Source organism: Streptomyces sp. NPDC002680 (assembly GCF_042889145.1).
GTDB lineage: Bacteria > Actinomycetota > Actinomycetes > Streptomycetales > Streptomycetaceae > Streptomyces > Streptomyces adonidis.
This window is the reverse complement of sequence record NZ_JBIAQP010000011.1, coordinates 297,134-316,648: the sequence shown is the minus strand read 5'-3', so window position 1 is coordinate 316,648 and position 19,515 is coordinate 297,134. Positions and strand designations below refer to the sequence as shown.

The window sequence follows — 19,515 nt, the reverse complement described above, 5'->3', positions numbered from 1 at the left end:
TCAGCGAGTACGGAACATGTTCAAGCTGATCCGTCCGCACAGGGGTAATTCGGCGGCACGGGAACTCTGCGAACGCGCACGGCTGGTGACTCCCTGCGGCAAGTGCATGCCGGCCGACCAGCTCAGTTGGGGAATCGGTCGAGACACACTAGAGCGATTCGTGCAGCGCCGCTACAGTTGCCGGGTGGCTGAATCCGAGCGGACAACGGACACCAGCGACCTCGGTGAAAACGCACTGGTCGCGGCAGAATACGTGAGTCTACGTTCTGAAATCGTCAAACTCATCGAGCTGCAAGCGCAGTTGGTTTCCCTCACGGTGATCTCAGTGGGTGCCGTGCTCGGCGTCGCGGTCCAGGTCAACAACGCCAGTCTTGCCTTCGTCTATCCAGTACTGGCGCTCATACTGGGCATAGCCTGGCTCAACCATGCGCTCGCCATCCACCGATGCGCCAGATATCTCTCCCAGGATTTCGAACCACGCTGGGGCGACGGCGTGTTGGGGTGGGAGAGGTTTGTCCGCAGGAACCCACTGAGGTTCGGCATGTTCGGTTACTGGGGCATACGGTCGGTATTCATGGGTAGCTCGGTGGTGGCCACCATGATTGGCTGGAGCATGATCGAGGCGGATGCCCTGCAGTTGACCATCGGGGTCATCTCTACTCTTGTGACCGTTGCTACATTGGTCATGTTTGTGATCTGGCGAGAGGATTCACCTCAGGATCTGCTCGCCCAAGAGATCGATGTAACCGGTCTGGACACCCCAGTCACACGTGACGATCTGGAACTCGACAATGGTTGAGAATTGATGTGATCGGCTACTACGTTCACCACCTCGGTTCCGGGCATGTGAATCGCGCTGCCGCGATCGCCGCAAGAACCGAGACCACCGTGGCCGCGTTCTCGACCAGCCCGCCGCCGGTGGATTGGGCGGGCCCGTGGATCGGCCTTCCCGACGACGCCACCGTCCCGGACCAGTTGCTGTCCGACGTCACCGCAGGTGGCACGTTGCACTGGGCTCCCCGGCGGCATGAGGGTCTTCGAGCCCGGATGGGGATTCTGGGCGACCACCTTGCCCGTGGCGAAATTCGGCTCATGGTCGTCGATGTCTCGGTAGAAGTTTCCATGTTTGCTCGGTTGTACGGAATTCCCGTCATCGTGGTGGGCCAACCCGGCGATCGAAGCGACAGGCCGCATCGAGTGGCCTACGACATGGCCGAGCGACTGCTCGCCCCGTGGCCCGAGTTCGTCGCATCGAACTGGCCCAAGAGATGGCAGGAGAAGACCGTCCATCTGGGCGCCTTCTCCCGCTTCGACGACAGGGCTGCTGTGCGGACGGGGAGTGGTCGCCGGATCGTGGTGATGTGGGGTTCCGGAGGTTTGGACATCGGGATCGATGACATTCGCCGTGCCGCCAAGGCCAACCCCGACTGGCAGTGGGACGTCCTCGGCCCAGCTGTCACCCGCGCCGATCTGCCAAACCTTGTCTGGCATGGCTGGGTGGACGACGTCTGGTCGCGCCTCGGCGCAGCCGACATCGTCGTTACCCACGCGGGCCAGAACGCGATCGCCGAAGTCGCCGCCGCCCGGCGTCCAGCCATCGTGGTCCCGCAGAATCGCCCCCACGACGAGCAGCACGCCACCGCTGCCGCGCTTCACGACAGCGGAATCGGAGTTGTCGCCACAACGTGGCCGCAGCCGGAGGAGTGGCCGAGCCTGCTGGATCGAGCAATTGCCGTGGGAGGCGCCGGGTGGAGCCGGTGGTCACCCGGTGACGGCGCCCAGCGGGCGGCCACCGTGCTCGACGAACTGGCCGCGTAGCTTTGGAATGGTCGGCCGTACGAGGCCGACCCCGGCTTCCTCGGCCAGGGCACCGACCCTGCCGACCCCGAGGTCGAGAGGTCGCGAAGTCCGGCCGAGCGCCGAAAGGCCGGCCAGGGAAACAGCGTCAGAGGGCGGGTGGCAGCCAGGCTGGTTCCAACTTGTCGGCTGTCAGCGAGGCTGTCTCGCGGAGTTGGCCGGCCTCGGCTCCGGGGGAACAGTCCGCCATCCTGATCGGTCGGCAAGCGTGATCCCTTAATGCAGATGCCCCTGACTCCGGGGAGTTGTAGCGTCAGGCGCCGTGAGTACGGACATCTATGGCGCTATCGAGTTCCGCCATCCCGGGGTCGGCACGGACTATTACGAGGGCGAGCCCTGGGTCTGCGCAATGGATCTTTGGCCTCTGTACGACGAGACCGACTACGCGTCCTTCGGATGCCTCTTCGGGGTGCGCAACTACGCGGGTTACCGGCCGCTGGCCGCGGAACGTGGCCTGCCCGACGACTTGTCGAGCGGACTGCGCGAGCGACTCCAGCCCTGGGTGGCAGACGGTCACATGTCAGATGCCACCTGGGTCATCTGGGCCGAGATCGCGGGTCTGGATCCCGCAACTGCTCCAAAGCACTACACCGGCCGGCTCACTTGGTCGTCCCTGGCCAAGCCGTCAATTCTCCACCAGCAACTCGTCCCGGCTGAATGGCCCCCTGAGCTGATCGCCACGGTGGGGCCACGACCGGAACAACTCGAAGGAAGCGACCACTACGGCGAGTGGACCAGCGGAGACCTGCTCTGCCGGTACGAGTCGTTGGCAGCCGGTTCCGTCCTGGGGCCCAGGTCTCACTGGCCGCATGTGTTTGCCGTCATGAAGGCTCTGGCGGATCGCTTCGGTGAGGACGCCGTTCGACTTGTCGCGGCCTTCGACTGACCGAAAGCTCGTGACGGTGCGCAGTAGCACCGCAAGCGCCCTTGAGTGTCTCGTGGCAGTGGAGCGTGCAGTCGGGGTCTGTCGGTTTTCGAAGTCGCCGACGCGGATTTCAGGCTCGGCCGCACCCCTGTCCGATGTCCGAGCGAGCTACGCACCCTCGCTCTCACCGCGCAGGGAATGGATCATGCTCTGCAGGATCCGGAACGCGTCCGACTGCTCGGGCTCGGTCAGGCCGGACAGCATTCCGGCCTCGACGGACCGGACGGCCGCGCTCGCCTTCTCCAGGCTTCGTCGGCCGCGCGGTGTGAGCCGCGTGGGAAGCACCTTCCCGACGGGTGCCTCCGCGGGCCTGGTCACGTAGCCGTCTCGTTCCAGGGCCTGGAGCAGCACGTTCATCGTCTGCCGTGTCACGAACGCGCCCCGCGCCAGCTCGGAGTTCGACAAGCCCGGCCGCTGCGCCAGCAGTTCGAGGCAGGAGTAGTGCGTCACGCTCATCCCGAGTGGCCGCAGCACCTCCTCCATGGCCGTGCGGAGGGCGCTCGACGCTTCTTTCAGCAGGTAGCCCAGTGACGTCTCCAGGTCGACGCCGACACCTTCTTGACTCATGTCAGTATTCTGACATAGCTTGCGGCGTGTCAGTAAACTGACATGAAGAGAAGGAGTGTCATCATGCCCGCCACCGGTCCCGACTTCATCTCGCTCCAAGTGCGCGACCTCGACGATTCGCAGGCGTTCTACGAGCGGTACCTGGGCCTCGTCCGCTCGCCGGCCGGACCTCCGCACGCCGTCGTCTTCGAGACGAAGCCGATCGCGTTCGCACTCCGTGACGTCATCCCCGGCACCGACCTGGCGTCCGTCGCCCAGCCCGGCATCGGTGCCGCGATCTGGCTCCACGCCACCGACGTCCAGGCCATCCACGACGCGCTCGTCGCCGACGGCCACACCATCGCCTCCGCACCGATCGACGGCCCCTTCGGCCGGACCTTCACCTTCGCCGACCCCGACGGCTACCAGGTCACACTCCACGACCGAGCTTGATCGACCCAACGCCACCGGACGATCATCGGCGGTTGGGCCTGCGACAGGTCGACGCGCTTCACGGTGGGCGCGCGATGAACCGTCCGACGAGCGAGGCGCCGGAAGCACGGCTCGGGTCCGGGCGCCCACCCGGACAGTCCGGAAGCCGGAAGAGAGCGGAGGGGGTCTCAGGCCCAGAACTCGTTGGCCCGGTCGATGTCCTCGACACACTCGTCGAGGTCGGTGACCTTGTCCCCGACGATCCGGAACACGATGGCGCCGGGCTCGTCGATCCGCCTGCCCTGACGCTCGGCGGTGAAGCGGTGCACGGAGACCGCGTGCCCCCGGCCGTCGACGAGGATGTTCATCAGCACGACACGCATACTCCCGGCCGTCTCCTCGGCGAGCCGACGGTACATGTCGATGATCGCGTCCTGCCCCTTGAAGTCCCCGGAGAGGGGATGACTTCCGGGTACGTGCTGGGTACAGTCCGCCGCCATCAGTCCGCGCAGTGTGTCCATGTCCCCGCGCGAGAAGGCGTCGTAACCCTTGCGTACGAGGGCTGCGTGCGGGTGCTCAGTCATGGTGATCGCCACCTTTCGGTGTGTGGGCGATGTCCGACTGACGGGGACCATTCTCCTCGGGTTGGGGGTGGTGCGCAGGTCATCCCTCACGAACGGCCGGCGGTGCACCGTACAGAGGAGCGACGAATTCCGCGAGATCGCGGAGATACGACAGACCTGGGCGCCCCGAGAGCTGCCTCTCGCCGACGACCGCGAACCCCGAACGGGCCAGCACGGCCCGCGATGCCGCGTTGTCGAGCGTGGTCGCGGCACGCAGGGTGGCCAGCCCGTAGCGATTGGCGGCGAGACCGCACAGCTCCCGTACGGCCCAGGTGGCCAGCCCCCGGCCCGCGGCGCGCTCCGCGATCCGGTACCCGAGATCGGCACCGCCGTCCGCCACATCCACGAGATTGATCCGCCCCAGCACCTCACCCTCGGCGCCGACGAGCACGTGGAAGTAACAGACCCCGGCCTCCTGCTCGGCGAGCAGCGCACGATGCCGCTCGTCGAACCGGGCGAAGTAGTCGTCCCCTCGGTCGGGGATGGACGCGGCGAAATAGCCCCGGTTCTCCTGCTCGAAGGCGAGCAGCGCGGGGGCGTGACCGGGTCGGAGCAACTGGATCTCGGGCATGGACACGCTCAGGAATATAGGCACCCTGACCACCAGCCGGCCTTCGCTTTTTTTCCCGGCACTCCCTCCAGCGCCGACCGCCACCATCCAGCCGGTCCGGCGTCTGGGGACGAGGGAGTTCGGCCCGCCTTTTCCCGCTCACCCGGGCGGGCCGCGCTTCAGGACGGGCTTGGGCATTCCGGCCGGTCCGGCGTCTGGGGACGAGGGAGTTCGGCCCGCCTTTTCCCGCTCACCCGGGCGGGCCGCGCTTCAGGACGGGCTTGGGCATTCCGGCCGGTCCGGCGTCTGGGGACGAGGGAGTTCGGCCCGCCTCTTCCCGCCCGCCCGCGGGGGCCGCACTTCAGGACCGGCCAGCACCCTCCAGCCCGTCCGGCGTCTGAGGGCGAGCGAGTTCAGCCCACCTCTTCCCACCCACCCCCCACCGCACTTCAGCACCGGCCGCCACCCCCCCAGCCCGTCCGGCGTTTGAGGACGAGCGCGTTCAGCGCGAAAGGGGGGTCTGGGGGCGCAGCCCCCAGGGATGGGACGGGTAGGGGCGGCGGGGGCGAAAAACCCACCCCTTACCCCCGAGGCACCCCCGAAGACCCCCGAACCATCAACTCCCCCCGAACCGTCGCGATCCCCCCAGGCGGCGGCTCCTCCCGCCCCATCGCGATCCGCCCCGCCCGAGCCCCCGCCTCCGACAACGGCAACCGCACCGTCGTCAACGAAGGCACCGCATCCACACTGAACGGCAGATCATCGAACCCGGCGACGGACACGTCGTCCGGAATCCGCCGCCCCGACTCCCGCAGCGCCGCACACGCCCCGATCGCGACGGAGTCGTTCGCGGCGACGACAGCCGTGAGCGACGGATCCCGCCGCAACAGCTCCAGCGTGGCCTCGTACCCCGACCGACGGTCGTACCGCCCATGAACAGTCCACCGGGGATCTTCAGCAATCCCATGACCGGCCAGCGCCGCCCGATGCCCCTCCAGCCGATGCCGAGTCGTCGTCCGCTCCTCCGGCCCCGCGATGTACCCCAGCCGCCGATGCCCGAGCCCGATCAGGTGCTCAGTCAGCTCCTGACCACCACCCCGGTTGTCGAACGTCAGCGCGATCGCCGACGTGTCCGGCGCCGGCGGACGCCCGCACAGCACCACCTTCGTGCCCGCCTCCTCCAGCCGCCGCAGCTTCGCCGAGACCGCCGCGAGATGCGGCGGGTTCTCCACCGCGCCCCCGGTCAGCACGACCGCCGCCGCACGCTGCCGCTGCAGCAAGGTCAGATACGTCAGCTCACGCTCCGGCGAGCCGCCTGTGTTGCACACCACAGCCAGCCGCTCGCCACCCGCGCGCCCGCCGGGGCCCGACACCTCCGACTGGATCGCGCTCGCCATGATCCCGAAGAAGGGGTCGGCGATGTCGTTGACCAGAATCCCGACCAGGTCGGACGTGGCCGCGGCGAGCGCGCTCGCGGGCCCGTTGAGCACGTAGTCCAGCTCGTCCACGGCCCGCAGCACCCGCTCACGGGTGGTTGCGGCCACGGGATAGTTCCCGTTCAGTACGCGCGACACCGTCGCGGGCGAGACCTGCGCGCGGGCCGCCACGTCCGCCAGGGTCACCGTCATCTCGTCGTCCTCCGGTCGCGCATCTTGTCGTCTATCGCGTCGCTGTGAGTTGTCGTATTTTGCGTCTTCGCGTCCATACAGATGCAGACCCTATGACCTTCGAAGGACCGCCGACGGACCTTCGGTGGAGCCTCGACCGGCCGTCGAGGAACCTGCGGCCCCCGACTGTTCGCACCCCCGAACAATTCGGCCTCTCTGTGCTCTTGTCCAGACCGCTGCACAGAGGCTAGCTTCTCCCTAGATAGAAAGCGCTTGCTGTAACGCTTGCCAGTTGGGCTGCCGGGGGCGGCTCTCCCACCGGGCGTACGCGGCGCGTCGGCGCGTACAACCGCGTAACCCCGCCCCCTGTGGCACCTACGAAGGGAAAGACGTGACACGCAAGACGGTGCGTATCGCCATGAACGGCGTGACCGGGCGCATGGGCTACCGCCAGCACCTGGTCCGCTCGATTCTCGCACTGCGCGAGCAGGGTGGTCTAGACCTTGGTGACGGAACAGTGCTGTGGCCGGAACCGATCCTGGTCGGCCGCCGCGAGCACGTACTCAAGGGCCTCGCCGAGCAGCACGGCCTGGACCCCGAGAACGTCTCCACGGACGTCGACGCGGTCCTCGCCGACCCGACCGTCGACATCTACTTCGACGCCCAGGTCACCTCCGCCCGCGAGGAGTCGATCAAGAAGGCGATCGCCGCGGGCAAGCACATCTACACGGAGAAGCCCACCGCCACCGGCCTCGACGGCGCCCTGGAGCTGGCCCGCCTGGCGAACGCGGCCGGTGTCCGCCACGGCGTCGTCCAGGACAAGCTGTTCCTCCCGGGCCTGCTGAAGCTCAAGCGCCTCATCGACGGCGGCTTCTTCGGCCGCATCCTCTCCATCCGGGGCGAGTTCGGCTACTGGGTCTTCGAGGGCGACTGGCAGAGCGCCCAGCGCCCCAGCTGGAACTACCGCTCCGAGGACGGCGGCGGCATCGTCGTCGACATGTTCCCGCACTGGGAGTACGTCCTCCACGAGCTGTTCGGCCGGGTCAAGTCCGTCCAGGCGCTCACCGCCACCCACATCCCGCAGCGCTGGGACGAGAACGACAAGCCGTACGACGCCACAGCCGACGACGCCGCCTACGGCATCTTCGAACTCGAAGGCGGCGCGATCGCCCAGATCAACTCCTCCTGGACGGTACGGGTCAACCGCGACGAACTCGTCGAGTTCCAGGTCGACGGGACCGAGGGCTCGGCCGTCGCCGGTCTGCGCAACTGCCGTGTCCAGCACCGCAGTTCCACGCCCAAGCCGGTCTGGAACCCCGACATCCCGGCCACCTACTCCTTCCGCGACCAGTGGCAGGAGATCCCGGACAACGCCGAGTTCGACAACGGCTTCAAGGCCCAGTGGGAGCTGTTCCTCAAGCACGTCTACGCCGACGCCCCTTACCAGTGGGACCTGCTGGCCGGCGCCCGTGGTGTCCAGCTCGCCGAACTGGGCCTGAAGTCCTCGGCGGAGGGCGTCCGTCTCGACGTACCGGAGATCGCGCTGTGACCATCCAACTCCCGGACGCCAGCGGTGCGTTGAGCGCGTACGAACCGCGCTCCACCCCGCTCGCCCTCACCCCCGGCACCCCCTTCACCTCTCGTACGGTCTACTCGGCGGCCCACGTCGTCGCCGACCCGTACGCCGACGTGTCCCCGGACTCCCCGGCCGCCGTCGACTGGGACGCGACCCTCGCCTTCCGCCGCCACCTCTGGTCCCACGGCCTCGGCGTCGCGGAGGCCATGGACACCGCCCAGCGCGGCATGGGCCTGGACTGGGCGGGCGCGGCCGAGCTGATCCGCCGGTCCGCCGCCGAGGCGAAGACGGTCGGCGGGCTCATCGCCTGTGGCGTCGGGACCGACCAACTCACCACCCCCGGCGCCTCCTTGGCGGACATCCGCAAGGCGTACGAGGAGCAGCTCGCCCTCGTCGAGGAGGCGGGCGCCAAGACGATCCTGATGGCGTCCCGGGCTCTCGCCGCCGCTGCGAAGGGGCCCGAGGACTACCTCGACATCTACGGCCACCTGCTCCGCCAGTCCGCCGAGCCGGTGATCCTGCACTGGCTCGGCCCGATGTTCGACCCGGCCCTGGAGGGCTACTGGGGGTCGAGCGACCTCGACGCGGCCACCGACACCTTCCTGGACGTCATCGCCGCCCACCCCGACAAGGTCGACGGCATCAAGGTGTCGCTGCTCGACGCCCAGCGCGAGATCGACATCCGCCGCCGCCTCCCGCAGGGCGTGCGCTGCTACACGGGCGACGACTTCAACTACCCCGAGCTGATCGCGGGCGACGAGAAGGGCTTCAGTCACGCCCTGCTGGGGATCTTCGACCCGTTGGGGCCGTTGGCGGCGGAGGCGGTGCACGTCCTCGACACCGGGAACACGGCCGGCTTCCGCGAACTCCTCGACCCCACGGTCGAGTTGTCCCGCCATCTCTTCCAGACGCCGACCCGCTTCTACAAGACGGGGGTCGTGTTCCTGGCCTGGCTCGCGGGCCACCAGTCGCACTTCACCATGGTCGGCGGATTGCAGTCCGCCCGCTCCCTCCCGCACTTCGCCCGCGCCTATCAACTCGCCGACGGACTGGGCCTGTTCCCCGACCCGAAGCTGGCGGAGGAGCGGATGAAGAACCTGCTGTCCCTGTACGGAGTGACCCAGTGAGCACCGACGACCTCGCCCGCTTCAGCATCAACCAGATGACGGTCAAGCAGCTGTCGATGCCCGAACTGGTCGACGCCTGCGGTCAGTTGGGCATCGGCAACGTCGGCCTGTGGCGGGAGCCCGTCCAGTCGTACGGTCTGGAGGCGACGGCCAAGCTGGTCCGCGACGCGGGTCTGACCGTCACCACCCTCTGCCGCGGCGGCTTCTTCACGGCCATCGACCCGGAGGAGCGGGCCAGGGCGCTGGACGACAACCGCCGCGCCGTCGACGAGGCGGCGACGCTCGGCACGGACACCCTGGTTCTGGTCTCGGGCGGCCTCCCGGCCGGCTCCAAGGACCTGTACGGCGCCCGCGAGCGCATCGCGGACGCCCTGGCGGTCCTGGGCCCCTACGCCGAGACCCATGGCGTGAAGCTGGCCATCGAGCCCCTCCATCCGATGTTCGCCTCGGACCGCTGCGTCGTCTCGACGCTCACCCAGGCCCTCGACCTCGCGGAGCGCTTCCCCGCCCACCAGGTCGGCGTCACGGTGGACACGTACCACATCTGGTGGGACGACAACGCGCCCGCGCAGATCGCCCGCGCCGGCGCCGGTGGCCGTATCCACACCTTCCAACTCGCCGACTGGACAACCCCGTTGCCCGAGGGTGTCCTCAACGGCCGGGGTCAGATCGGCGACGGCTCGATCGACATGCGGGAGTGGAGGACGTACGTCGAGGCGGCCGGTTACACCGGTGCCATCGAGGTCGAGCTGTTCAACGACGCGCTGTGGGCCCGGGACGGGCGCGAGGTGCTCGCGGAGACCGCGGCGCGGTTCGTGGAGCACGCGGCGTAATGCATACGGCCGTCCGCGCCCGGTGAACAGGCGGATCACCGGGCACGGACGGTTCCCTCCCCTAATAACGACTTCAGGCGCGGATCTCGATGCCGTGGGAGCGGTCGTCGGTGAGGATCTCCATCAGGGCGCGGTGTTCGGTGCGCAGCCGGTCGACCTTGCCGGTGACCTTGTTGCGGACCTCCAGCTCACAGCTGGTGATCTTGGTGTTGAGGCAGTGCTTGATGCCCCCGGGCGGGTTGTAGTAGTTGAGCCCGACGAACTGCTCCTTCGTGGCGAGGAAGCGGCCGTTGACCGTCACGGTGTCGTCGCCCGTGCTGAAGTCCCAGTGGAAATAGCCGAATTGGGCCTTTGCGGTCAACGCCCGCCGCATCGAGACGAGTTGGTACTCGCGGTCGTCGTGCCGCAGGACGAGGAAGGTCGCCAGCGGGGTCCGTACCGGGCCGATCTTCGCCCGCGCTGTGACGATCTCCAGGAAGCTGTCGGGGGCGTCGTCGAACCCGGCGACCTGCCCGAAGGCGTAGTAATCCGTGTGCTGACTGCCCCAGTTGTGGTTCTGGCTGCCCGTCCAGCCGTCCACCTCGACCGTCTCGCCGTCGACCGTCAGTGAACCGTCGAAGCGGGCCAGCGGCATCCCGACCAGGCTCTTGGCCTTGGGGAAGCCGCCCGCGTACATCTTCTGCGGCAGCAGGAACAGCGGCGGCTCGGTGCCCTCGTACGTCAGGTCCCAGCCGATGCCGCCGTTCGGTCCCGTCGCCTCGCCCTTGAGCCGGCCCGGTTCCAGGACCCGGTCGGCGACGCGCGCGCCGAACACCCCGCGCCGGAAGTCGCATTCGGCGATCGGGTGCTCCTCCTTGGCGACCACGTGCCGGCCCGTCACCCCGTCGAAGTACACCGCCCACAGCTCACCGATGGCCGCCTCCGGCATCCCGGCCGGGCTGAAGACGGTGTAGCGGATCCAGAAGGCGCGCGGCTCGGTGGGATGGTTTCCGCGCTGGTAGAAGCTCTCGTAGTGGCCCTGCGGGCGGGCCGGGTCGTACTGGACCGTGTTGAGCGGCAGGGTGTGCGGATCGTCCTGGCGCGTCACCATCAGAGGCTCCAAATGCGTTGTCGTGGACGGAGGTTGGGGTTCTTCTTGGCGAGGCGCACTAATGAACGGGATGGCGTGGGCGGCGGTCGTGGAGTGTCATCACCATGCCGTAGCGGGGGCGCAGGGTGATCGTCGCGTGGTCGACGACCCGGTGGGACGGGACGTGCCGGAACTCGTAGCGCTGCAGCAGCGCGGCGAGCAGCAGGTGCGCCTCCATGAGCGCGAAGTGCTTGCCGATGCAGAGGTGCGGGCCCGCGCCGAAGGGCATGTAGGCGAACCGGTGCCGTTTCGGACCGGAGTTCTCCCGGGCCCGGAAGCGGCCAGGGTCGAAGCGTTCCGCGTCCGGCCAGTGCGCCGGATGGCGGTGGATGTTGTGCAGGTTGACCAGGACGCGCGAGCCCGCCGGCATCCGGTGGCCGCCCAACTCGGTGTCCTTGAGGGTCAGTCGGGGCACGATCGGCGCCGACGGATACATCCGCAGCGACTCCTCGAAGACCTGGAGCGTGTACGGCATGGCGCGCAGGTCCTCGACGGTGGGCAGACGTCCGCCGAGGGCGTCGTCGACCTCGCGCTGCACGGCCGTCAGGACGTCACGGTGGCGGGAGAGGAGGTAGAAGGTCCAGCTGAGGGTGACCGCGGTCGTCTCGTGACCGGCGGCGAAGGTGGTGATCACCTCGTCGCGCAGCTGGCGGTCGTCCATGCCCTTGCCGGTGTCCTCGTCCCGGGCGGCGAGGAGCATGTCCAGCAGATCGTCGGACCGGACGTCCGCGCTCTCCGACTCCGCCTCGGCCCGGCGTTCGCGGATGATGCGGCGGATCAGCGCGTCGATGCCGTCCATGACCTCCCGGAACCGCCGGTTGCGCGGGGTCGGCCAGTGCGTGGGCGGGCTGAAGGGGTTCTGGAGGCGGTCGAAGGCGAAGTTGATCGCCACGTCCACGGCGTCCGGCCCGAGTTCGCCGGAGCCCTCGGTGATATCGGTGCTGAACATGCACCGGCTGACGATGTCGAGCGTCACCCGCATCAGCTCGGTGTGCAGATCGACGGCGTCCCCGGTGCGGTAGGTGGCCGCCATGTGGGTCAGCTGGTCCTCGACCGAGGCGGACATCGTACGGAACATCGAGGCGAGGGCCTGTTTGCTGTAGATCGGCTGCATCATGCGCCGGTTGGTCATCCAGCTCTCGTGGTCGCTGCTGGTCAGCAGGCCCTCGCCGAGCACCAGGCGCAGCGGGTTGTCGGGGCCGAGCTTGCCGTAGGCGGCGCTGTCGGTCAGCACCTCGCCGGCCAGCTCCGGGCTGGACACCCCGTGCACGGAGACCGGCCCGAGCCGGTACCGGACGAGGTCACCACCCTCGCGCCAGCCTTCGCGCATCGCGGCGAGGATGTCCCGCCGGAAGGCCGGCACACTGCCGAGCAGGGGCAGTCCGCGCACCTCGGGAGCGAGTTGGTACTTCACCTGCTGGTTCACGTGGCCGCTCATTTGCTGCCCAGGGCGCAGACCCAGCCCAGCGAACGGCGGGGCTCGGCGACGAACCGGGTGTCCTTGAAACCGGCGACATCGAGCAGCGCCACGAGTTCGGCGCCGGACAGGATGCGCAGCCCGTCCTGCTCGGACCGCTCGGTGAAGCGCCGCCCGAACAGCCGCTGGGTGAGCGTCGGTACGGTCGCTGCCTCCCGGCTCATCTCCAGAGTGATCGCCAACTGCCCACCGGGCTTGAGGACTCGGTACGCCTCGGCGAGTCCACGCAGCGGGTCCGGCCAGAAGTAGAACGTCTCGATCGCGCTGACCCGGTCGAACACACCGTCCTCGTACGGCAGTTGCCCCACATCCCCCTGCCGGATCGCCACCCGGCCCTGCCCGACGGCGGCGGCGTTGCGCCGTACGGCCTGCCGGACCATGGTGGCCGAGTAGTCGAGCCCCGCGACGAACCCCAACTCGGCCCGCCGGGCGAGCAGTTCGACGGCCATCCCGCTGCCGCAGCCGAGGTCGAGCACATGATGGGTGCGGCGGACGTCCAGATGCTCCGCCGACCACCGGGTGAGCCCGCGGTGCTGCACGGTCATCAGATGCCCGACCAGGGCACCCGGCGTACCTGCCGGGCGCCGGAAGTTCTCCTGCAGCAGACGGTAGGGACCTCTGGTCAGTGTGTTCGTGCCGGGCATGGGGCTCCCCCTCGTTTCTCTCGGTCTCCACCAGGTTTTACGATCTCTCGCCGTGACGTCCCTCGCGAGGATTTGCGGGGAATTGGGGGCGAGTGTCAGAGATACGCGAGTGTCAGTGCTCGCGCCGCACGTTCCGGTCCAGCCGGTCGAGGTACCGGCGCAGCACCACCCGCCCCGCTCCACCGAACGGCAGCGTCGGAGCGGCCGACCGATGCCAGGGCAGAGACAGGCCCCCACCCACCCCACCCCCGACCAACTGCCGTGCCACATAAGCCCCGTGGGCGATGGACAGCGCCAGCCCGTGCCCGCAGCACCCCCCGATGAACCACATCCCGGGAACTCCGGCGAGCGGCCCGACAACGGGCAGATCGTCGAGGGTGACGCCGATCCGGCCGGTCCACCGATGCGTGACGGCGGTGTCCGCGAGCAGCGGATGCAGGCCGCGCATGCGCTCGGCGAGCCACCGCCAGGTCGCAAGGCGGGCCCTGTCGTCCTTCCGTGCCCCGGCAGTGCCAGGAGGCCGCCCCGGCAGCGAGGCCCGTCCGCCCCCCACCACCAGCCGCCCGTCAGGCGTCAGCCGGAAGTACGGTGCCAGCCGCCCCGCATCGACCAGCGCCGCCCCCGACGCCTCCCCGAGCACCTCGCGCACCGTCGGCTTCAACGGCTCGGTGGCGATGGCGTGCACCTCGAGCGGGGCGACCGTGCCGACCGGGAGCCCGAGGGCACCGGCCCCGCCGTTGACCGCGAACACCCCGGCGCCCGTACGGAGTTCACCGCGCGGAAAGACCAGCCGGGTGCCGCCGCTGCCGGTGCCGGACCGGCCGACGACCGGTGAACGCCCGTACAGCCGGGCGCCGTTGGCCACGCAGGCCCGCGCGAGCGCGGCGGTGAGAAGCGCGGGGTCGAGGGTGGCCGTCTGCCGGTACAACAGCCCCGCCTGGCACGGCACGTCGATGCGCTCGCGCACTCCGGCCGCTGACAGCGGCGGTACGTCCAGGCCGAGGGCGCGACAGGCCGCCGACTGTCCGGACAGCCGGGCAAGTCCCTCCGGTGAGCGGGCGACGACCAGTTGTTCGCCGGTGCGCACGGGCACGTCGAGGGTGCGGCACAGCTCCAGGGCGTCGGCCACCGCGTCCTCGCTGGCCCGGTGCATACGACGGGCCGTGTCCGGGCCGAAGCGGCGGATCGCGCTGTCGACGGGCGGGCCTGCCCGGGGCCCGAGGAGCCCGGTGCCGTGGCCGCTGGCACCGGCCGCCGGATGGCCCGCGTCGACGACGGCGACATCGGTGCCGGGTGCGTACCGCAGCAGGTGGTACGCGGTGGAGAGGCCGGCCAGACCGGCACCGACGACGGTGAAGTCGGCGCTCACCAGGCCTCGTACGGAAGGGAGTTGATGATCCTCGGGACGCCCGCCCCGCCACGGCGGAGCCACCACCACAGGCACCCCCGGGTACGACCGCCGCTCACCCATGTCGCGCCCCGCTCCGCCCATGGAAGCCCCGGTCGTACCAGAGCAGCGGATGCCCGGTGCCGGTGTGGGCGGCGATGACCTCGCCGACGACCAGGTGGTGGTCGCCGTACGCCCGTACGTCCGTCACCGCGCACACGGACCAGGCGAGGGCGTCGGCGCGGACGGGCACCCCATGGACGTACTCCGCCTGTTCCTCGCCGAAGCGTTCGGCGGCGGTGGCGAGGGGGTCGGCGCAGCGCTCGGCCCAGGGGCGGTGCCGTTCGTCGAGGACGTGCAGGGCGAAGGAGCCGTGGTCGCGGAGGGCGGCGAGGGTGCGGGAGGCGTTGGCCAGACAGAGGGACATCAGGGCCGGTGCCGCCGAGACGGCCGCCGCCGAGGAGACCGTCGCGCAGGCCGGGCGCCCGTCGGCACCCCGGGTGGTCACGACGCACACGCCGGACGCCAACTTGGCGTACATGTCGAGGCATTGGGTGACACCGGGCCGCGTCGCCAGGGACGGCAAGGAGGACAGGGACGACACCGGGTCAGCCATGCCGGGACGCGGTGAGGTCCAGGGGGCTCATCGGGGTCACCCGGCCCATGAGCCCTTCGAGGATGCGCAGGATGTTGTCCCGCAGCGTGCTCTCGGCGACGGGGTCGAGGATCTCCGCGAGGGAGGGGATGCCGAGGTCGAAACCGGACCGGAAGGTGACCACCGTGCCCTCCTCCTCCCGCTCCTCGCACACCCAGGAGCCCTGGAAGACCTCGAAGTCGCCCTTGATCTGGTCGAACTCGACGGTCAGCGTCTCCGGGACGAACCGGTCGCGTTCGCTCCACCGCATCAGCCCGTTGCGGAAGATGACACTCCAGTCCGACCTGAGCGACCCGTCGGCCTCCGGCGGATGGACCACGACCTCGTCCACCTTGTCGGTCAGCTCGGGATAGCGCCGGAAGTCACAGATCAGTTCGTACGCCTGACGGGCCGTGCGCTCCTCGACGACCACCTGGACGATTACTTCGCGCATGCGAGATGTACTCCTTTTCTGATGGCTGCCGGGATGATCAGAGTGCGTTGGTCTCCCGTCCGAGCCGCCATAACGCACTCGGCCGCACTCCACCCTGAAAGGCGATGTACTCGGGCAGCACGACATGCGGCGCCCATTTCTCCTTGTATTCGAGCTGCGCGGCGGCCGGATAGACCCGCTCACCACGCTCGCCGAGAAAACGCACGACACGCGCCACCATGCCACTTGCACCTGGTGCCTCAAGGGATGGCTCAAGCCCGACGAAGGGAGTGAATCCGAAATGCAGCCACTCGCCGCCCTCCCCGCGGAATCGCTCGATGGCGGTCGAGTTGAGGAGTTCCATGGTGCCGGGCGGGGCGTCGGCGCGACGGCGACTGAGATCGTGCAGCCAGCCCGGGCGGCTGCCGAAGGCGGGGGAGTAGCTGATGTACCCCACGACGCGTCCGTCGACGGTACCGGTGAAGACCCTCTGATGTTTCTGCTCGGGTCCGTCACGTTCCCCGACGAGAAACCGGAGTTCCTTGGCGTGCTTCCCCTTCCCCAGCAGCCATTCGCGGTCGATGAGATCAAGCACGTCCGAAGATTCCCCGGGCGGGACCTGGGCGACCTCCACCCCCGCCCGCCGGGCCCGGGAGATCTTGTTCCGCAGCCGCACGAACGGCGACCCCCGCAGGGTGAACCGCGCCAGATCGACGGCGTACGAGGCCCCGATCTGGTTCACGGTGAACCCGTGGTCCGCGTACAACTGAGCGTCATCGGCCTGGAGTTGTACGGCGATGACGCGCCGCTGCCCGCCCGCCGCCCGGTCGAGAAAGGCGTCCAGCAGCCCGGCACGGTCACCGGGGGCGGCGAAGGGGCCGCCGAGCTGCAGCAGATGCCGTCCCGCCGGACGAAAGGCGCAGACGCCGTCGTACCGGTCGTCGACAAAGAACTCGTTCCCGCTGTTGAGGGCGAGAAAAGCACTGGGATTGTCGGCGTGCGCCGACACCAGATCAAACGCGGACGGCATCGCTCCCCTTCCCGTCGTAGGCCCGCTGGAATGCTGCGAAGTCCGGATGGGTGCACGGCTCGAAGGGCACCCCGAAGGGTTTGAGGGAGTTCCCGAAGAGGGCCCGGTCGCCCATGAGATGGATCGGCAAAGCGAGCAACGTCCATTCCGCGCCCACCAGCCAGCTCCACAGCCCCGCGAAAACGGCCCAGGTGACCAATGAGTGCATGAGGTTGTAGGCGACGTAGTACCCGCGCCCGACCCGCCCGTCCGGACTTCTTCGATAGGCGATGGCGCCCGGGATGTACCCGATGAGATCGATGACGAGAAACAGGGAGACGAAAAGCCACCAGCGGATCTCGGAAAGATGCGTCAGGGCGGCGGCGGAGGAAACGGCGAGAGCGACCGACCACTCAAGCCGGGCGAGCCGAGACGTGGTTCTGGTGTAGAAGAGATTCCTGGCATCCACAAAAGCCCCCGTACACCCGGAGTGAGACATTCTCACCTGTCTTACGGCCCGGGTGCGGGGCGTCCCTCGCGGGAATATCGGACCGGGGTCAGTTCCCCGGCGGAGGCCCGTAGAACTCGGCGGGATCGCCCCCGAGGGCGGCCTTCACGAAGCGGCTGGGGTCGTCGACCAGGACCTCGATGGTGCCGGCCTGTACGCCGTCGAGGCTGGCTCGGGCGACGTCGGCCGGGTCGATCATGGGAGCGTCGCGTCCCGCCATCATGTCGGTGTCCGCGGCGCCCAGATGCACACCCTGGACAAGGGTCCGCTGACCGGCGAGCTCAAGGCGTACGCCGTTGGTCATGTTCCACTCCGCGGCCTTGGCCACGGCGTAGGACCCCGTCCCCTCGGTGGCGACCCACGACAGCACGGACAGGATGTTCACGACCGCTCCTCCACCGCCCGCGGCGAGGGCCGGCGCGAAGGCGCGAATGACCCGGAGCGTGCCGAAGAGGTGGGTCTCCAGGTCCTCCCGGATGGTGTCCAGGTCGTCGGTCATGAGGTTGGCCCCGGTCGCGATGCCGGCGTTGTTGACCAGCAACGTGACGTCCTGTGCCGCCTCGGCGGCGTTCACGATCGACTTCTTGTCCAGCAGGTCCAGGTACAGCGGCGTGACCCGCGGGTCGGTCGGGTCGATCAGCTCCGGGCGCCGGGCGGTGGCGTAGACCTTCCTGGCTCCCCGGGCCAGCAGTTGATCGACGAAGCGTCGACCGATCCCGCGATTGGCTCCTGTCACGAGCGCGGTGGAACCGGCGATGTCCATGTTCGTTCCTTTCGGCGGGCGGTGGGAGATCGCGTCCGCCCGGTGCCGCCTACGCTAAAACCTGACGTCAACGTGAAGGGCAAGTCGTGACGGGCGACAGCGCGAGCAGCACGAGCAGCGGGAGGGGCCGGATGCGTATCGGTGGACTGGCCCAGAAGGCCGGAGTCAGCACGCGTGCCCTGCGCTACTACGAGGAGCAGGGCCTTCTGTGTCCCCAGCGCACGGCCAGTGGTCAGCGCGTCTACCCGGAGTCGGCCGTGGACCGCGTGGGGCTCATCCAGGAGCTCTACACGGCCGGACTCGGCAGCCGTCTGATCGCGACCCTGCTGCCCGCCATCGACGCCCAGCACGTCGGCCCCGAGTTGCTGGAGCGGCTGCTCGACGAACGTGCCCGTATCGGGGCCAAGGTCACCGAACTGCAGGCGGCAGGCCGTCGACTCGACCTGCTGATCACTCTCGCCACGAGTCCGGGCGCACAGTCGTGCCCGGCCTCACTGGACCAGGCGCCCACCAGGGACTCCGCCCCATCCTGAAGGCGATGAAAAAACTTTGGTCCGCCGTACAACCCTCCCCCCACCTCGCCGGTCGTACATGGCATCAGGACTTCTGGAGGGGGATCTGGGGGGATCGCTGGGGTTCTGATGTGGAGGGGAAGCCGAGGGGGCCCGGTCGACGGACCGGGCCCCCTCGAAGCTGTTTCCGGCCCTGCCCCGTATCCCGTTCCGGTGGCGCACGACCCGGCGGTCCGAGGAGACTGGAGCGGCGGAGGCAAAGGAGGCGTCAGCCATGTCACTCGCCCGCGTCCACAACTTCACGATCTCGCTCGACGGCTTCGGCACCGGTGAGGGCCTGAGCCGTGACGCGCCGTTCGGCCACGCCGGCGAGAGGCTGCATCAGTGGATGTTCACCACCCGGTTCTGGCACGAGATGACCGGCCAGGCCGGCGGAACCGGCGGCATCGACGACGCCTTCGCACAGCAGTTCGCGCCCGGTATCGGCGCCGAGATCATGGGCGCCGGGAAGTTCGGCCCGCCCGGCTGGCACGAGGACCCGGACTGGAAGGGCTGGTGGGGGCCCAACCCGCCCTTCCACACGCCGACTTTCATCCTCACCCACCACACTCGCCCGCCGATCGAGATGGAGGGCGGTACGACCTTCCACTTCCTCGACACGTCACCCGCCGAGGCGCTCGAAACGGCCCGCAAGGCCGCGGACGACCAGGACGTACGCATCGGCGGCGGCCCCACCGTCGTCCGTGACTTCCTCGCCGCCGGACTCGTCGACCATCTGCACGTCGTGGTGGTCCCGGTGCTGCTGGGCCGGGGCGTACGCCTCTGGGACGGCCTGGAGGACATCGAGAAGGACTACGCGGTCGAGGCCACGTCCTCGCCCACCGGGGTCACACATGTGACCTTCACCCGAGCGGCCCGCTGAAGCGCCGCACACGACACCGGC

22 protein-coding genes are annotated in these 19,515 nt (G+C 68.9%); 9 read left to right on the top strand and 13 right to left on the bottom strand.

The window, feature by feature from the left end:
- Positions 1–16: 16 nt before the first annotated feature.
- The 3 genes from ACFYXF_RS28860 to ACFYXF_RS28850 all read left to right on the top strand — a co-directional run bounded on the left by ACFYXF_RS28860 (position 17) and on the right by ACFYXF_RS28850 (position 2,743).
- Positions 17–799, top strand: coding sequence for a hypothetical protein (locus ACFYXF_RS28860; protein WP_389353742.1), 783 nt, complete (start codon positions 17–19; stop codon positions 797–799).
- 8 nt (positions 800–807) lie between these two features.
- Positions 808–1,818 (top strand): glycosyltransferase, encoded by a 1,011-nt coding sequence (locus ACFYXF_RS28855; protein ID WP_389353740.1) that lies wholly within the window; start codon positions 808–810, stop codon positions 1,816–1,818.
- Between the two features lie 301 nt (positions 1,819–2,119).
- Complete coding sequence (locus ACFYXF_RS28850; RefSeq protein ID WP_389353738.1) at positions 2,120–2,743, top strand: hypothetical protein; 624 nt, start codon at positions 2,120–2,122, stop codon at positions 2,741–2,743.
- A 147-nt stretch (positions 2,744–2,890) separates the two neighbouring features.
- Here ACFYXF_RS28850 and ACFYXF_RS28845 read toward each other — a convergent pair whose 3' ends face one another.
- The gene (locus ACFYXF_RS28845; RefSeq protein WP_389353736.1) at positions 2,891–3,349 is read right to left on the bottom strand and encodes a MarR family winged helix-turn-helix transcriptional regulator; all 459 of its coding nucleotides are present in this window, start codon (positions 3,347–3,349) and stop codon (positions 2,891–2,893) included.
- 63 nt (positions 3,350–3,412) lie between these two features.
- On the opposite strand from ACFYXF_RS28845, the gene ACFYXF_RS28840 reads away from it, so the two are divergent.
- Positions 3,413–3,781 (top strand): VOC family protein, encoded by a 369-nt coding sequence (locus ACFYXF_RS28840; protein ID WP_389353734.1) that lies wholly within the window; start codon positions 3,413–3,415, stop codon positions 3,779–3,781.
- Between the two features lie 167 nt (positions 3,782–3,948).
- On the opposite strand, the gene ACFYXF_RS28835 is transcribed toward ACFYXF_RS28840, so the two are convergent.
- The 3 genes from ACFYXF_RS28835 to ACFYXF_RS28825 form a co-directional block, all read right to left on the bottom strand.
- On the bottom strand, positions 3,949–4,344 hold the full coding sequence (locus ACFYXF_RS28835; RefSeq protein WP_389353732.1) for a nuclear transport factor 2 family protein: 396 nt from the start codon (positions 4,342–4,344) through the stop codon (positions 3,949–3,951).
- 79 nt (positions 4,345–4,423) lie between these two features.
- On the bottom strand, positions 4,424–4,954 hold the full coding sequence (locus tag ACFYXF_RS28830) for a GNAT family N-acetyltransferase (RefSeq protein ID WP_389353935.1): 531 nt from the start codon (positions 4,952–4,954) through the stop codon (positions 4,424–4,426).
- 560 nt (positions 4,955–5,514) lie between these two features.
- Complete coding sequence (locus ACFYXF_RS28825; RefSeq protein ID WP_389353730.1) at positions 5,515–6,561, bottom strand: LacI family DNA-binding transcriptional regulator; 1,047 nt, start codon at positions 6,559–6,561, stop codon at positions 5,515–5,517.
- A gap of 370 nt (positions 6,562–6,931) precedes the next feature.
- Here ACFYXF_RS28825 and ACFYXF_RS28820 point away from each other — a divergent pair, with 370 nt between their 5' ends.
- The 3 genes from ACFYXF_RS28820 to ACFYXF_RS28810 are packed head-to-tail and all read left to right on the top strand — an operon-like array spanning position 6,932 to position 10,076.
- The gene (locus ACFYXF_RS28820; protein WP_389353728.1) at positions 6,932–8,089 is read left to right on the top strand and encodes a Gfo/Idh/MocA family protein; all 1,158 of its coding nucleotides are present in this window, start codon (positions 6,932–6,934) and stop codon (positions 8,087–8,089) included.
- A complete protein-coding gene (locus ACFYXF_RS28815; protein ID WP_389353726.1) occupies positions 8,086–9,243 on the top strand; it encodes a dihydrodipicolinate synthase family protein in 1,158 nt (385 codons plus the stop codon). The genes ACFYXF_RS28820 and ACFYXF_RS28815 overlap by 4 nt, the downstream gene beginning before the upstream one ends.
- A 35-nt stretch (positions 9,244–9,278) precedes the next feature.
- Positions 9,279–10,076, top strand: coding sequence for a sugar phosphate isomerase/epimerase family protein (locus ACFYXF_RS28810; protein ID WP_389353933.1), 798 nt, complete (start codon positions 9,279–9,281; stop codon positions 10,074–10,076).
- A gap of 73 nt (positions 10,077–10,149) precedes the next feature.
- Here ACFYXF_RS28810 and ACFYXF_RS28805 read toward each other — a convergent pair whose 3' ends face one another.
- From ACFYXF_RS28805 to ACFYXF_RS28765, 9 genes are all read right to left on the bottom strand, one after another.
- The gene (locus ACFYXF_RS28805) at positions 10,150–11,166 is read right to left on the bottom strand and encodes a hypothetical protein (protein WP_389353724.1); all 1,017 of its coding nucleotides are present in this window, start codon (positions 11,164–11,166) and stop codon (positions 10,150–10,152) included.
- Between the two features lie 58 nt (positions 11,167–11,224).
- The gene (locus tag ACFYXF_RS28800) at positions 11,225–12,631 is read right to left on the bottom strand and encodes a cytochrome P450 (RefSeq protein ID WP_389353722.1); all 1,407 of its coding nucleotides are present in this window, start codon (positions 12,629–12,631) and stop codon (positions 11,225–11,227) included.
- A gap of 8 nt (positions 12,632–12,639) precedes the next feature.
- A complete protein-coding gene (locus ACFYXF_RS28795; RefSeq protein ID WP_389353720.1) occupies positions 12,640–13,326 on the bottom strand; it encodes a class I SAM-dependent methyltransferase in 687 nt (228 codons plus the stop codon).
- Between the two features lie 112 nt (positions 13,327–13,438).
- Positions 13,439–14,797: an NAD(P)/FAD-dependent oxidoreductase gene (locus ACFYXF_RS28790; protein WP_389353718.1), complete on the bottom strand. Its 1,359-nt coding sequence runs from the start codon at positions 14,795–14,797 to the stop codon at positions 13,439–13,441.
- A complete protein-coding gene (locus ACFYXF_RS28785; protein ID WP_389353716.1) occupies positions 14,790–15,329 on the bottom strand; it encodes a flavin reductase family protein in 540 nt (179 codons plus the stop codon). Before ACFYXF_RS28785 ends, ACFYXF_RS28790 begins: the two co-directional genes overlap by 8 nt.
- Complete coding sequence (locus tag ACFYXF_RS28780) at positions 15,322–15,801, bottom strand: SRPBCC family protein (protein WP_389353714.1); 480 nt, start codon at positions 15,799–15,801, stop codon at positions 15,322–15,324. Before ACFYXF_RS28780 ends, ACFYXF_RS28785 begins: the two co-directional genes overlap by 8 nt.
- Before the next feature lie 37 nt (positions 15,802–15,838).
- Positions 15,839–16,810 (bottom strand): bifunctional lysylphosphatidylglycerol flippase/synthetase MprF, encoded by a 972-nt coding sequence (locus tag ACFYXF_RS28775; protein WP_389353712.1) that lies wholly within the window; start codon positions 16,808–16,810, stop codon positions 15,839–15,841.
- Positions 16,794–17,258, bottom strand: coding sequence for a hypothetical protein (locus ACFYXF_RS28770; protein WP_389353710.1), 465 nt, complete (start codon positions 17,256–17,258; stop codon positions 16,794–16,796). The genes ACFYXF_RS28775 and ACFYXF_RS28770 overlap by 17 nt, the downstream gene beginning before the upstream one ends.
- Before the next feature lie 88 nt (positions 17,259–17,346).
- Positions 17,347–18,060 carry an SDR family oxidoreductase gene (locus ACFYXF_RS28765; protein WP_389353708.1) on the bottom strand — a complete coding sequence of 238 codons (714 nt, stop codon included), beginning with the start codon at positions 18,058–18,060 and terminating at the stop codon, positions 17,347–17,349.
- A gap of 131 nt (positions 18,061–18,191) precedes the next feature.
- Here ACFYXF_RS28765 and ACFYXF_RS28760 point away from each other — a divergent pair, with 131 nt between their 5' ends.
- Together ACFYXF_RS28760 and ACFYXF_RS28755 are read left to right on the top strand one after the other, a co-directional pair.
- Complete coding sequence (locus ACFYXF_RS28760) at positions 18,192–18,593, top strand: MerR family transcriptional regulator (protein WP_389353706.1); 402 nt, start codon at positions 18,192–18,194, stop codon at positions 18,591–18,593.
- 253 nt (positions 18,594–18,846) lie between these two features.
- Entirely contained in the window at positions 18,847–19,494 is a 648-nt protein-coding gene (locus ACFYXF_RS28755) for a dihydrofolate reductase family protein (RefSeq protein WP_389353704.1), read from the top strand.
- The last annotated feature ends 21 nt before the right edge of the window (positions 19,495–19,515 follow it).

What these genes read in the sequence shown, in the direction of transcription:
- ACFYXF_RS28795 (WP_389353720.1), bottom strand. Translation starts at nt 13,326, where the DNA reads ATGCCCGGCACGAACACACTGACCAGAGGTCCCTACCGTCTGCTGCAG.
- ACFYXF_RS28775 (WP_389353712.1), bottom strand. Translation starts at nt 16,810, where the DNA reads ATGCCGTCCGCGTTTGATCTGGTGTCGGCGCACGCCGACAATCCCAGT.
- ACFYXF_RS28790 (WP_389353718.1), bottom strand. Translation starts at nt 14,797, where the DNA reads ATGGGTGAGCGGCGGTCGTACCCGGGGGTGCCTGTGGTGGTGGCTCCG.
- ACFYXF_RS28755 (WP_389353704.1), top strand. Translation starts at nt 18,847, where the DNA reads ATGTCACTCGCCCGCGTCCACAACTTCACGATCTCGCTCGACGGCTTC.
- ACFYXF_RS28825 (WP_389353730.1), bottom strand. Translation starts at nt 6,561, where the DNA reads ATGACGGTGACCCTGGCGGACGTGGCGGCCCGCGCGCAGGTCTCGCCC.
- ACFYXF_RS28860 (WP_389353742.1), top strand. Translation starts at nt 17, where the DNA reads ATGTTCAAGCTGATCCGTCCGCACAGGGGTAATTCGGCGGCACGGGAA.
- ACFYXF_RS28805 (WP_389353724.1), bottom strand. Translation starts at nt 11,166, where the DNA reads ATGGTGACGCGCCAGGACGATCCGCACACCCTGCCGCTCAACACGGTC.
- ACFYXF_RS28765 (WP_389353708.1), bottom strand. Translation starts at nt 18,060, where the DNA reads ATGGACATCGCCGGTTCCACCGCGCTCGTGACAGGAGCCAATCGCGGG.
- ACFYXF_RS28840 (WP_389353734.1), top strand. Translation starts at nt 3,413, where the DNA reads ATGCCCGCCACCGGTCCCGACTTCATCTCGCTCCAAGTGCGCGACCTC.
- ACFYXF_RS28830 (WP_389353935.1), bottom strand. Translation starts at nt 4,954, where the DNA reads ATGCCCGAGATCCAGTTGCTCCGACCCGGTCACGCCCCCGCGCTGCTC.
- ACFYXF_RS28780 (WP_389353714.1), bottom strand. Translation starts at nt 15,801, where the DNA reads ATGCGCGAAGTAATCGTCCAGGTGGTCGTCGAGGAGCGCACGGCCCGT.
- ACFYXF_RS28785 (WP_389353716.1), bottom strand. Translation starts at nt 15,329, where the DNA reads ATGGCTGACCCGGTGTCGTCCCTGTCCTCCTTGCCGTCCCTGGCGACG.
- ACFYXF_RS28835 (WP_389353732.1), bottom strand. Translation starts at nt 4,344, where the DNA reads ATGACTGAGCACCCGCACGCAGCCCTCGTACGCAAGGGTTACGACGCC.
- ACFYXF_RS28760 (WP_389353706.1), top strand. Translation starts at nt 18,192, where the DNA reads ATGCGTATCGGTGGACTGGCCCAGAAGGCCGGAGTCAGCACGCGTGCC.
- ACFYXF_RS28810 (WP_389353933.1), top strand. Translation starts at nt 9,279, where the DNA reads ATGACGGTCAAGCAGCTGTCGATGCCCGAACTGGTCGACGCCTGCGGT.
- ACFYXF_RS28845 (WP_389353736.1), bottom strand. Translation starts at nt 3,349, where the DNA reads ATGAGTCAAGAAGGTGTCGGCGTCGACCTGGAGACGTCACTGGGCTAC.